Raw genomic sequence first — 12,550 nt, forward strand, 5'->3', positions numbered from 1 at the left:
CGCAGATGGGACCGGGTAGTGATTCTGATCGTCAGCAGCCGCGGGGACGGGGCCGCGGAAAGGGTGCTGGCCGCGCTCCGGCGGCGCGGCGCCCGGCTGGTGGGTGACGATACCGGTGACGGCACCGGCCCACCGGTGCTGTGGTGGGACACCGGTGACTTCCCCGGGCACAGCCGGATCACCGCCTCGTTCACCGGCGGGCAACGGCGGCTGCTGCTGGACACCGGTACGAAGACGATCGACCTGTCCCGGATCACCGCTGTCTGGCGCAGCCGGCCGGGCAGACCCTCGGCCGCCGGCACCGTGACCGAGCCCAGCCACCGCGCGCACGTCGACGAGCAGGCGGAGTTCATGCTGGACGGGGTGTGGAGCCTGCTGACCGCGCGCTGGCTCCCCGGCCGCCGAGCGGACGAGCGCCGCGCGCACAACAAGATCTTCCACATGGCGCGGGCGATCGAGCTGGGCTTCTCCGTACCCGACACGGTCTACACCAACGACCCCGCGGAGCTGGCGGACGCGTACGAGTCGGCGGAGGGGCGGCTGGTCGCCAAGCAGATCACCGCCGAGCCGTTCCAGGTCGACGGCGCCGAACACCGCGCGTACACGACCGTGGTCACCCGCCGCCACCTGACCTCCCGGCACCGGATCCAGCACGAACCGGTCATCCTGCAGCCCTATGTCCCCAAGGCGGTCGAGCTGCGGGTGATCGTCGTGGGGACGCGGGTGTTCGCGGCCGAGATCGACGCGTCGGGCTCCCGGGCGGCCAGGGACGACTGGCGGCACTACGACAACGACCGGGTCAGGTACGGCGTACACGAACTGCCCGCCGAGGTGTCGCTGCGCTGCGCCCGGCTGGTCGCCGACGTCGGGCTGACCTACGCGGCGCTGGACTTCATCGTCACCCCCGGCGGCGAGTACGTCTTCCTGGAGCTGAACTCCAACGGCGCGTGGGGGTTCGTCGAGCTGTGGACCGGGCTGCCCGTCAGCGACGCGATCGCGGGCTGGCTCATGGACGGAGGAACACCGTGACCGATTTCGCCAAGGTCCTGGAGTCGGGGGTCTCCCTGTTACGCGCGCTACCCCGCCGCAGCGTAGGCGTCTCCGACGCCCGGCGCACGGCCGGCGAGTGGGCGGCGCGGCACCCGGAGATCCGGGCGCGGCTCGTCGTCGACCGGCGCCCCGGGACTCCGGTGGTCGACTACGACCTGCTCCTCGACCATCCCGACGGCGGCACGGTCGCGTTGACCGCCCCGCCGGAGGACGGGGTTCCCTGGCTGATCGACCACTCGACGCACTGGGCGGCCGGATACCTGGTCAGCGTCAACGACGTGGACGTGACGGTCCCCCAGGCACTGACCATGCTGCGTTCGCTCTCCCGAGGTGACTCGTCGCCGTACCGGGAGATCATCGACCAGTGCCTGCTCGTCGAGGCCACGGGCGAGACCGAACCGCTCAGCGCCGCCGACCTCCAGGCCACGGCCGACGAGTTCCGCAGGGGCCGGGGACTGCACGACCGCGAGTCGACCCTGGTCTGGATGGCCGAGGCCGGCATGTCGGGCGAACAGTTCGAGGCGTACATCACCGAGATCGCCCAGCGCCGCCGGTTCCGCCGGGACAGGGAGGCGGAACTGGCCCCGGGGCACCTGGCCGCGAACCCCGGCGACTTCGCCCGGGTCAGGGCCGTGTGGGTCACCGGCGAGGAGAAGGTGACCGCCGGCACCGTGTCCGACCTCCTGACCGGACTGGCCTCGCTCGGGGACACCGGAGAGGTCACGGCGACCTTCGCGACCCGCTGGGAGGCGGATCTGCCCGCGCCCCTGCGCGGTACGCCGCCCGGCGGGATCGTCGGCCCGGTGGAGCTGCCGGACGGCGGCTTCCTGACCGGCACCGTCCTGCACAGGAGCCCGGCCACCGACGACCGGGAGACGCTGGCCGCCGCCGGGCGCGCCGCGTTCACCGGCTGGCTGGCGGAGCGCCGCGCCGCTGCCACGGTCGAATGGCACTGGTCGTGACCGACCCGGACCGCACCCAGGCCGTCCCCGCGCCCGGCCGGCACAGGGCCGGCCACTGGGAGGACACCGAGGGATACCGCCCCCGGGCACCGTACTCACCTCCGCCCCCTCCGCAGCGCCCCCCGGCGGCGGCCCCGCCGACGCCCCCGCCCGGCCACCAGCCGCATTCCCCGTCAGCGCCTCCGGGACGGCCCATCTACCGGGCGGAGGCGCTGCGCCGGCATGCCGAGGCCCGCTCCGCCGCCCGGATGCCGCTGGTGATCAGCGGCCCGTCGTTCCTGCTGCTGTGGATCCTGGTGGCCGCCGTCCTGGCGGCCGGCGCCACGCTGATCGCGCTCGCGCTGGGAGCCGGTGGATGAGGAATCGCGTACCGGTCCTGCTGCAGAACACCGTCACCGAGTGCGGCGCCGCGTGCCTGGCCATGGTGCTCTGCCACCACGGCCAGCGCACCACCCTGCACCAGGTGTCCGAACGACTCCAGGTCGGCAGGGACGGCCTGAGCGCCAAGGCCATCGTGGACGGCGCCCGCGAGCACGGCCTGAAGGCGCGCGCCTTCTCGCTCGCGCCCGAGGACCTGGCGCGCGTGCCGCTCCCCGCGGTCGCGCACTGGGAGTTCAACCACTTCGTGGTGGTCGAGCGCTGGTCGCCCGACCGGGTGGACATCGTCGACCCGGGGCAGGGCCGCCGCAGGCTGACCGCGGAGGAGTTCAGCGCCGGGTTCACCGGCGTGCTGCTGGTCTTCGAACCCGGTGAGGGGTTCCACCGCGGCACGTCCTCGATGGCGAGCGCCTGGCGGCGCGAGTTCGTCCGGACCCTGTTCCGGCGCCGGCGCGGCCTGCTCGCCCAGGTCATCGCGGCCTCGCTGCTGCTGCAGCTGCTGGGGCTGGCCCTGCCCTTCTTCTCCCAGCTGCTGATCGACAGGATCATCCCGTCCCAGGGCACGGACCTGCTGCCCCTGCTGGGCGGGGCCGTGCTGCTGGCCGGGCTGGCCCAGTTCGTGATCGGCTATCTGCGGGCGGCACTGCTGGTGGCGGTACGGGCCCGCGCCGACCAGGAGCTCACCGAGGGGGTGATCGGCCACCTGGTGACGCTGCCGTACCGCTACTTCGCGCAGCGCGGCAAGGGCGACCTGCTGACCCGGGCCGCCAGCGTCTCCACGCTGCGCGACATCCTCACCGGCCAGATCGTGGCGGCGCTGCTGGACGGTCCGCTCGCCGTCGGCTACCTCGTGCTCGTGTACGTGTGGGATCCCGTCTTCGGGCTGGCGCTGACCGGCGTGGTCGCCTTCCAGGGGCTGCTGGTGCTGGCCACCACTCGCCGGATCAACCTGCTCACCCAGCAGGAGCTGACCGCCTTCTCCGCGTCGCAGAGCAGCCTCATCCAGGCCATCAGCGGCATCGAGACGCTGAAGGCGTCCGGGGCCGAGAAGCGGGCGGTGGAGCAGTGGTCGACCCACTTCGCCCAGCAGCTCAACGCCGACGTGCGCAACGGCCTCACCCAGGGCCTGGTGGAGGCCGCACTGTCCGCGAGCCGGGTGATCGCCCCGCTCGGGCTGCTCTGGCTCGGCGCGTGGCGGGTCCTCGACGGGCAACTGACCGTGGGCGCGCTGATCGCGCTCAACGCCATCGCGCTCGGCGCCCTGACCCCGCTCGGTTCGCTGATGACCGGCCTGCAGAGCCTGCAGCAGGTGGGCGCGCACTTCGACCGCCTGTCCGACATCCTGGCCTCCGAGCCCGAGCCCAGCGAGGGCATCGAGGTGCTGCGGCTGCGCGGCGCGGTGGAACTGCGCGGCGTGGGCTTCCGGCACGACCCTCGCAGCCCGTGGGTGGTGCGGGACGTCTCGGTCTCCATCCGGCCGGGACAGAAGGTGGCGCTGGTGGGCGCCTCGGGCTCGGGCAAGAGCACGCTGGCCAGGCTGCTCCTGACGCTGCACATCCCGGTGGAGGGCGAGATCCTCTACGACGGCGTCCCGGCCTCCGAGCTCAACCTGCGTACCCTGCGCCGCCAGTTCGGCGTGGTCGGCCAGGCCACCTCCCTGTTCAACGGCTCGATCCGGGAGAACATCGCGCTGAACCTTCCCGACGCACCCTTGGAACGGGTGGTCGCCGCGGCAGAGGTGGCGGCGCTGCACGAGGAGATCATGGCGATGCCGATGGGGTACGAGACGGTGCTGACCGACGGCGGCGGTCTCTCCGGCGGCCAGCTCCAGCGGCTCTCCCTGGCCCGCGCCATCCTGCCGCGGCCGAAGATCCTGCTGCTCGACGAGGCCACCAGCAGCCTGGACAGCGCCACCGAGGCGACCATCGAGTCCAACCTGTTCTGGCTCACCCAGACCCGGATCGTGATCGCCCACCGGCTGAGCACCATCAGGGACTCCGACCTGATCCTGGTGGTCGACTCCGGCCGCATCGTGGAACGCGGCACCCACGACGAGCTGATGGCCATGGGCGGCAAGTACGCACAACTCGTCGCCACCCAGGCCGCCCCCGCCTGACCTCGCTCCACGGGTCCGCCCGGTGGGCGGGGGCGGAACCCGGACCGCGCTCCGAGCACGGCGGTCGCGACGGTGCCCCTGTCAGGAGGGGCACCGTCCACAGCGGCCTGCCGGATATGCCCGCTTCCCAGGTGCCGGACCACCGGAAGAGCGAGTCCGGAGTCCGCCGTCCTTCGCATCGGCTCCCCGGAAACTCCGCGGCGGATTCCCATGAAGCCTTCGCGTGACCTACTCGGAGACGCCGAGGCGCTCCAGGATGAGTTCCCTGGCCCGGCCCGCGTCGGCCTTGCCCCGGCTGGCCTTCATGACACCGCCGACCAGAGCGCCGACGGCGGCGACCTTGCCGCTGCGGACCTTGTCCGCCGCGTCGGCGTTGCCGGCCAGGACCTGGTCGATGATCTCCATCAGCTCGCCCTCGTCGTTGACGATCTGCAGGCCGCGGGCGGCCACCACCTCGTCCGGGGAGCCCTCGCCGTTCAGCACGCCCTCCAGCACCTGGCGGGCCAGCTTGTCGTTCAGCGCCCCTCCGGCGACCATCGCGCACACCCTGGCGATCTGGTCCGGGGTGATCCGCAGCGCGCTCAGCGGGAGCCCCGCCTCGTTGGCACGGCGGGCCAGCTCGCCCATCCACCACTTGCGGGCGTCCGCGGGCGGAGCCCCGGCGGCGACCGTCGCCTCGACCAGGACGATGGCGTCGGCGTTGTACATGGACGTCATGTCCAGATCGGACACGCCCCACTCCTGCTGGAGCCGCTTGCGCCGCACACCCGGCAGCTCCGGCAGGGCCGCCTTGAGCTCGGCGACCCACGCGGGGTCGGGGGCGATCGGCACCAGGTCGGGCTCGGGGAAGTAGCGGTAGTCCTGCGCCTCCTCCTTGGACCGTCCCGAGGTGGTGGTGCCGGTGTTCTCGTGGAAGTGGCGGGTCTCCTGGATGATCCGGCCGCCGTCGGCGAGGATCGCGGCCTGGCGCTCGATCTCACCCCGTACGGAGCGCTCGACGCTGCGCAGCGAGTTGACGTTCTTGGTCTCGGTGCGGGTGCCCCACTCCGAGGAGCCACGCGGCATGAGCGAGACGTTGACGTCAAAGCGCATGGAGCCCTCCTCCATGCGTACGTCCGAGACGCCGAGACCGCGCACCAGCTCGCGCAGCTCGGTGCCGTAGGCGCGGGCGACCTCGGGGGCGAGCCTGTCGGTCCCCGGGATCGGCTTGGTGACGATCTCCACCAGCGGGATGCCGGCCCGGTTGTAGTCGACGATCGAGTAGTCGGCCCCGTGGATACGGCCGGTCGCCCCGCCCACGTGGGTGGACTTCCCGGTGTCCTCCTCCAGGTGGACGCGCTCGATCTCGATCCGCACCGTCTTGCCGTCGACCTCGACATCGAGGTAGCCGTCGAAGCAGAGCGGCTCGTCGTACTGGCTGATCTGGTAGTTCTTCGGCATGTCCGGATAGAAGTAGTTCTTCCGGGCGAAGCGGCACCACTCGGCGATGGAGCAGTTGAGCGCCAGGCCGATACGGATCGTCGACTCGATCGCGGCGGCGTTGGTCGTGGGCAGCGAACCGGGCAACGCCAGGCAGACCGGGCAGACGTGCGTGTTCGGCGGGGCGCCGAACGTGGTCGGGCAGCCGCAGAACATCTTTGACGCCGTGCCCAGCTCGACGTGTGTCTCCAGGCCCAGCACCGGTTCGAAGCGCTCCAGCGCCTCGTCGTACGGCATCAGTGTCTTAGCACTCACAGGTAACCAAGTCCCTTCAAAGCGTTCCTCGTCTCGGCCACCCAGTTCGCGTAGGCGGGCACCTGGGCCAGGACGGCGAGGTCGATGTTGCGTCCTATGTATTCGAAGTAGTCGCGGACCGGTTTGCCACGCCGGGGGACGGTCGCGGCCAGCACCCCCGCGGGATCGGCGATCCTCTCGACATCGCGGGGCCGCGCGGGCAACGCGCCGAGGTCACTGCCCGCCAGCCCCGCCCACACGGCGCGGTCGGCGAGCAGCCAGGCCTCGGTGTCACCAAGCCCGATCACCGGCACCAGGTAGTGCGAGTGGTAGCGGACGCCGTCGCTACGGCGGCGCTCCCGCCCGTCATCGTGGGTGAAGAGCAGGTGGCAGTCGGCCGCGAGCTCCTCCAGCGCGGTGACCACGTGCTCCCGGTCGTGGGAGACGACCTCGGTCTCCTTGACGTCCACCGCGTACGGTGCCATCCAGGTGAGCTCGCGCAGCTGCCTGGCGATCACGATGCTGAGGAAGCCCTCGTCGGTCTCCCCCTCCGCGATGAGTCCGGGAACCAGCGGGCGGCTCATGCGGCCGCGCCCAGGTACTTGCGGACCTGCCGGGGGGAGACGAACGTGCCCGGCTCACCGTCCGGCTGGATCGGCTTGGCCACGGTCACCCGCGACACCCGGTCGTTGTCGGGGTCGACCCGGACCGCGGTGTCGAGGAACGTCAGCGCGTCCGGCTCGGTCCGGTAGACCTCCGCGACGACGATCGGGGACTGGCTGGTGAGGATCACCTGCCGCGGCGGCTCGGCACCTCCCGGCCCGGAGGTCCGCTGGCGTACCCGCCGCAGCAGCTCGCCGAGGCGCCCCGGGTGGACACCGCTCTCGATCTCCTCCACCAGCAGCGTGCCCGGGTGGTCGGGGTCGTGCAGGGCGGTCAGCAGGCCGAGGACCCGCAGGGTGCCGTCGGAGAGCAGCGTGGCGGGCACCGCTCCCTGGCCGTCGACGAGCAGGTCGAAGGAGCATTCCCTCCGGTCGGTGCGCGGCACCAGCCCGGTGACGTCGGGGAGCACTCCCGCGAGGTCGACCACGAGGTCGGCCAGCGCCTCCGTACCGGCCATCCGCCCGAGCACCGCGGCCAGGTTCGCGCCGTCGTCCGCGAGTGGTCCCCGATTGGCCGAGGGGCAGCGACGGCGCATCGCCGCCGGGGACGGCGAATAGCGGCGCCACGAGGAGACCGTACGGCGGGGCGTGCCCTCCGGATCCGGGTCCTCGACCAGGAGATCCAGCAGCTCGTGCGGGATCCGCTGGGCCACGTGGCTGACGACGGCCCCGCTGGATCTGGGGATCTTCAGCACCATCTCCGCGCCCACGTCGAACCTGACCGGCACCACGGAACCGGGCTCCGGGGTGACCAGCGCCTCCACCGAGACGACGAACCCGCCCACGGCGGAACCGTGGGCGACCCGGTGGAACTGCTCGCCCGGTAGCCCGCGGGTCGCGCCCAGCAGTCCGCCCGGCCCCTCGATCTCGGCCGCCACGAACCTCACGGCGTCGAAGAGGTTCGACTTGCCGCTCGCGTTGGGCCCGACCAGCGCGAGGAAGGGCGGCACATCGAGATCGAAGCTCAAGAAGGACTTGAACCCGTCGATCTCGATCCGAGTGATCATGCCGCCGTTCTCCCTGTCACCTGTCGCCCCCTCGCCCCGAAATCCAGAAAACCCTTATAGCTCCGGGGCTCTGGACAGCAGGCTGCCGCCCCACCGCGCCTGGAGGGCCTTCTCGACCGCGGCACCGACCCGGTAGCAGCGGTCGTCGCCGAGCACCGGAGCCATGATCTGCAGACCGACCGGCAGGCCGTCCTCGTCCGCCAGACCGCACGGCACGGAGATGGCCGCGTTGCCCGCCAGGTTGGCCGGGATGGTGCACAGGTCGGCCAGGTACATCGCCATGGGGTCGTCGGCGCGCTCGCCGATCGGGAACGCCGTGGTGGGCGTCGTCGGCGAGATGAGCACGTCCACCTGCTGGAAGGCGGCCTCGAAGTCGCGCGCGATGAGCGTGCGGACCTTCTGCGCCTGGCCGTAGTAGGCGTCGTAGTAACCGCTGGACAGCGCGTACGTGCCGAGGATGATGCGGCGCTTGACCTCGGGGCCGAAGCCCTGGGCCCGGGTCAGGGCCATGACCTCCTCGGCGCTGCGCGTGCCGTCGTCGCCGACGCGCAGCCCGTACCTCATGGCGTCGAAGCGGGCCAGGTTGGAGGAGCACTCCGAGGGGGCGATGAGGTAGTACGCCGGGAGGGCGGTGGTGAACGAGGGGCAGGAGACCTCGAAGACCTTCGCGCCCAGCGACTCCAGCAGCTCCACGGTCTCGTGGAAGCGCGCGAGCACGCCCGCCTGGTAGCCGTCGCCGCCGAACTCCTTGACCACGCCGATGCGCAGCCCGGCCACGTCGCCGTTGCGCGCCGCCGCCACGACCGAGGGCACCGGGGCGTCGACGGAGGTCGCGTCCATCACGTCGTGGCCGGAGAACGCCTCGTGCAGCAGCGCGGTGTCCAGCACGTTGCGGGCGAAGGGGCCCGGCGTGTCGAGCGAGCTGGCGAAGGCGATCAGGCCGTAGCGGGACGAGCCGCCGTAGGTCGGCTTCATGCCCACGATGCCGGTGACCGCTGCGGGCTGGCGGATCGAGCCGCCGGTGTCGGTGCCGGTGGACAGCGGGGCCTCGTAGGCGGCGACCGCGGCGGAGGAGCCACCGGAGGAGCCACCGGGGATGCGGGACAGGTCCCACGGGTTACGGGTGGGGCCGTAGGCGGAGTTCTCGGTGGAGGAGCCCATCGCGAACTCGTCCAGGTTGGTCTTGCCGAGGATCACCAGGCCGGCCTCGCGCAGACGACGGGTCACGGTGGCGTCGTACGGCGGGCGATAGCCCTCAAGGATCTTGGAGCCGGCCGTGGTCGGCATGTCGACGGTGGTGAAGACGTCCTTGTGCGCGATCGGCACGCCGGCCAGCGGGCCGAGCTCCTCACCTGCGGCCCGGCGGGCGTCGACGGCCCGCGCCTGCTTCAGGGTCGTCTCGGCGTCGACGTGGAGGAAGGCGTTGACCTGCGGGTCGACGGCGGCGATCCGGTCGAGATGGGCCTGGGCGACCTCGACCGCGGAGACCTCTCCGGCGGCGATCAGCGCGCCCAGATCCGCGGCGGTCTTGTGGACGAGGCTCATGCTTCCTCCCCAAGGATGCGCGGCACGCGGAAGCGGTCGTCCTCGACTGCCGGGGCGCCTGACAGCGCCTGTTCCGGCGTCAGTCCTGGCCGCACCTCGTCGGGGCGGTAGACGTTGGTGAGCGGCAACGCGTGCGAGGACGGCGGGATGTCGTCGGCCGCCACCTCGGCGACGCGGGCGACCGCACCGATGATCACATCGAGCTGGGCGGCGAAGTGGTCGAGCTCCTCGTCGGCCAGCGCCAGCCGGGACAGCCGGGCGAGGTGAGCGACCTCGTCGCGGGTTATGGCGGACATGAGTCGTTGAACCCGTTTCGTGGAATGGCAATTGGACACTGTCATCCTATGGCTCGCGACCTGAGGGTCCCGACTCATTAACACCGTCGCAACCAACCGAAGATCTCTTACTCGAAGCGGTCAGACCGCCCCCGGCCCGCCAGGCCGGAGAAATCGACCCCCGGCCTGTCCGGTGCGCACCGATCCGAGAGGCCCTGAGCCGATTGCCGTCACCCACCTGGATCACCGGACCCCGATCCCGCCCCAGGAAGGTTACAAAACGTTTTACTGCCGGGAGGCTCGATGATCCGCGCCGCCCCCGCGGGCACCGGATCTACGGAGGGGCGCACCCGAGATCGGCTTGAGACGGTCCCCGTAGCCGGTCAGGACCACCGGTGCACCGTTGTCCCACCTCACATCCGGTCCTGGACACCCCGTGATCGCGGCCCGCGTCCGGCCCCGTCCCACCGGAGAATCGCCGCCGAAACGGCGTCTTACGCACTCACCTCAAGAACGTTTTAATTTCAGGTAACCCGGATGTGACATAACTCGACGCGGAGCCGGAGAGCCCGCGACCGCATGGGCGCCGATCCAGGTATGACCCGCCTTCCAGCCGAATCGATCTTGAACACCGCTTCGCGCGTCCCCGGCAGGCACCTACCGGGGGACGGAACGGCCGTACGCAAGATCATGGCGACAGGGAGGACCAGGCCCGCTGGGGGTCGAGGATCTCGGCGGGGCGCAGGAAACCGAAGTCGTGCGGGGCGAGCCCTCGATGCTTGCGCAACCATACTGTCGCGTCAGCGGCCGACATGGGCTTGGCGAACAGCCAGCCCTGGCCCAGATCGCACCCCATGTCCGCCAGGCGCTCGGCCACCTCGGCCGACTCGACGCCCTCGGCGACCGAGCGCAGGCCGAGGGAGCGGACCAGGTCGACGATCGAGCGGACGATCCGCTCGTCGTCCTTGGACTCGCCGATCCGGCGGACGAACGAGGAGTCGATCTTGACCTCGGCCACCGGCAGACGCTGCAGGCGGACCAGCGAGGAGTAGCCGGTGCCGAAGTCATCGAGCGCGAGCGGCACGCCCAGCGAGGCCAGGGCGCGGACCGCGTCGGCGGTGTATGCCTGGTCGGTCATCAGGATGCGCTCGGTGACCTCCAGCTGGATCGCCTTGGGCGGCAGCCGGTATCGCGCCAGGCCCGCTCCCAGCTGGTCGGAGAGCGCCAAGTCGAGAAGGTCGCGGGCCGAGACGTTGACGGAGATCTGCTCGTGCAGACCGGTGTGCCACCAGTGAGCGGCCTGCTCCAGGGCCGCGTCGATGACGTATCCGGTGAGATGGCGCATCAGATACGACTGCTCGGCCATCGGCACGAACTCTCCGGGGGAGATCATCCCTCGCTCCGGGTGGCGCCATCGCAGTAGCGCCTCCACGCCCCGCACCTGCCCTCCCGACAGGTCCAGCTTGGGCTGGTAGTGCAGCCGCAGCTCGGAGCGGTCGATGGCCCTGCGCAGGTCACCGAGGAGGGTGAGCCGCTCGGGACTGTTGCGGTCCTTGTCGGCGGCGTAGATCTCGACTCCGGTCCTGCTCTCCTTCGCCAGGTACATCGCCACGTCGGAGCGTTGCAGGAGCATCTCGAAGTCCGGTGCGTGGTCGGGGTAGATGGCGATGCCGAACGAGGCGTCCAGGTCGAAGCTCATGCCCTCCAGCCGTACCGGCTCGGTGATCGCCACCCGCAGGCGCGCCGCCACCTCCCTGGCCGCCGCGGCGTCCCTGACCGAGGGCAGCAGAACGGCGAACTCGTCGCCGCCGAGCCGGGCCACCACGTCGCCGGGACGGACGCTGTGGGTGAGCCGGTGCGCGACCATCTGCAGGAGCCGGTCGCCGACCGGATGCCCGAGGGTGTCGTTGATCTCCTTGAACCGGTCGAGGTCGAGCAGGAACAGGCCGACCCGCTCGCCCTCCCGCGCCTCGGCGAGCGCCTCCTCCGTGCTGAGCACCAGCATCTTGCGGTTGGGCAGCCCGGTGAGGCCGTCGTGCATCGCCTGGTGGTCGCGGCGGACCGACATGCTGGCCGTGAAGTAGACGGCCAGCACGGGCGCCAGGAAGAGCGGCACCAGGGCCGGCGAGTGGTTCATCACCACCACGACGAGCGGGGCCATGCCGAGCAGCCCGGCGTAGACGAGGCTCTGGTGGCCGATCGTGGTCTTGATCACCCGGTGGATCGACCTGCGCTCGTGCAGCGCCACCGCGCCGGAGACCAGCGCGGCCCGGACCACGAAGTAGGCCAGCCCGGCCAGCCCGATCGCCAGCAGGTCGGTGCCGTCGGGCACCCCGTCGCCCACCGTGACGGGGTGGTCGCCGAAGAGGTCGAGCACCATCCCGGCGGCGGTGTAGGCCAGGGTCACCTGGGCGATGTTGAATATGACCCGATGGCACGCCTTACGGGTGACCGCCCCGTTGACGACCATGGCGACCGTCTGCAGCAGCACCGCGATCGGCAGGCCGTAGTGGAGCAGCGCGGCGAAGGTGAACATGGTCGACGGGTAGGTGCCGCCCACGGTCAGCGACGCCGACAGGATCACCGGCCGCAACTCACCCAGCACGACAAGGACCGTGAGCATCCAGAACAGCGGGCTCCGGGCGAGTTCCACGACCTCGGCCGTGTCCATGCGCAGCTGGGACACGACGAGGGCGACGAACCCGACCGCGATGACGGTGGCGAGGTAGGCCCAGAGGGGCGTTCCCGGACGCGGTCCGGTATCGCGAGTGTCGGTTGGGTCGGCCATGAGTAACAAAACCCCCATTAGTTCACTATGGGAGAGTACGGCCTACGGGCCACT

At 71.2% G+C, this 12,550-nt stretch carries 10 protein-coding genes; 4 read left to right on the top strand and 6 right to left on the bottom strand.

The genetic code is table 11. From position 1 onward, the window contains the following. Positions 1-18 precede the first annotated feature (18 nt). Genes IG98_RS51940 through IG98_RS0119235 form a run of 4 tightly spaced genes read left to right on the top strand, consistent with a single transcriptional unit; the run spans position 19 to position 4,506 of the window. Positions 19-1,029 carry an MvdC/MvdD family ATP grasp protein gene (locus IG98_RS51940; RefSeq protein ID WP_051752446.1) on the top strand — a complete coding sequence of 337 codons (1,011 nt, stop codon included), beginning with the start codon at positions 19-21 and terminating at the stop codon, positions 1,027-1,029. Next, the gene (locus IG98_RS51945) at positions 1,026-2,012 is read left to right on the top strand and encodes a TIGR04500 family putative peptide maturation system protein (protein WP_030913685.1); all 987 of its coding nucleotides are present in this window, start codon (positions 1,026-1,028) and stop codon (positions 2,010-2,012) included. The genes IG98_RS51940 and IG98_RS51945 overlap by 4 nt, the downstream gene beginning before the upstream one ends. Then, positions 1,997-2,371, top strand: coding sequence for a hypothetical protein (locus IG98_RS0119230; RefSeq protein ID WP_030913687.1), 375 nt, complete (start codon positions 1,997-1,999; stop codon positions 2,369-2,371). The genes IG98_RS51945 and IG98_RS0119230 overlap by 16 nt, the downstream gene beginning before the upstream one ends. Then, the gene (locus IG98_RS0119235; RefSeq protein ID WP_037970753.1) at positions 2,368-4,506 is read left to right on the top strand and encodes a peptidase domain-containing ABC transporter; all 2,139 of its coding nucleotides are present in this window, start codon (positions 2,368-2,370) and stop codon (positions 4,504-4,506) included. The genes IG98_RS0119230 and IG98_RS0119235 overlap by 4 nt, the downstream gene beginning before the upstream one ends. 228 nt (positions 4,507-4,734) lie before the next feature. Here the strand turns inward: IG98_RS0119235 and gatB are convergent, their stop codons facing one another. From gatB to IG98_RS0119265, 6 genes are all read right to left on the bottom strand, one after another. Next, positions 4,735-6,222, bottom strand: coding sequence for an Asp-tRNA(Asn)/Glu-tRNA(Gln) amidotransferase subunit GatB (gene gatB, locus IG98_RS0119240; RefSeq protein ID WP_030913698.1), 1,488 nt, complete (start codon positions 6,220-6,222; stop codon positions 4,735-4,737). Positions 6,223-6,236: 14 nt separating this feature from the next. Next, positions 6,237-6,803: a hypothetical protein gene (locus tag IG98_RS0119245; RefSeq protein WP_030913700.1), complete on the bottom strand. Its 567-nt coding sequence runs from the start codon at positions 6,801-6,803 to the stop codon at positions 6,237-6,239. Further along, complete coding sequence (locus IG98_RS0119250) at positions 6,800-7,888, bottom strand: AAA family ATPase (protein ID WP_030913702.1); 1,089 nt, start codon at positions 7,886-7,888, stop codon at positions 6,800-6,802. Before IG98_RS0119250 ends, IG98_RS0119245 begins: the two co-directional genes overlap by 4 nt. Positions 7,889-7,942: 54 nt before the next feature. After that, on the bottom strand, positions 7,943-9,433 hold the full coding sequence (gene gatA / locus IG98_RS0119255) for an Asp-tRNA(Asn)/Glu-tRNA(Gln) amidotransferase subunit GatA (protein ID WP_030913704.1): 1,491 nt from the start codon (positions 9,431-9,433) through the stop codon (positions 7,943-7,945). Continuing rightward, positions 9,430-9,729, bottom strand: coding sequence for an Asp-tRNA(Asn)/Glu-tRNA(Gln) amidotransferase subunit GatC (gatC, locus tag IG98_RS0119260; RefSeq protein WP_030913706.1), 300 nt, complete (start codon positions 9,727-9,729; stop codon positions 9,430-9,432). The genes gatA and gatC overlap by 4 nt, the downstream gene beginning before the upstream one ends. Before the next feature lie 667 nt (positions 9,730-10,396). Beyond that, positions 10,397-12,496, bottom strand: coding sequence for a putative bifunctional diguanylate cyclase/phosphodiesterase (locus tag IG98_RS0119265; RefSeq protein WP_030913708.1), 2,100 nt, complete (start codon positions 12,494-12,496; stop codon positions 10,397-10,399). Positions 12,497-12,550: the final 54 nt, after the last annotated feature.

Source organism: Streptosporangium amethystogenes (assembly GCF_000721075.1).
In the GTDB taxonomy this organism is placed as follows: domain Bacteria; phylum Actinomycetota; class Actinomycetes; order Streptosporangiales; family Streptosporangiaceae; genus Streptosporangium; species Streptosporangium amethystogenes.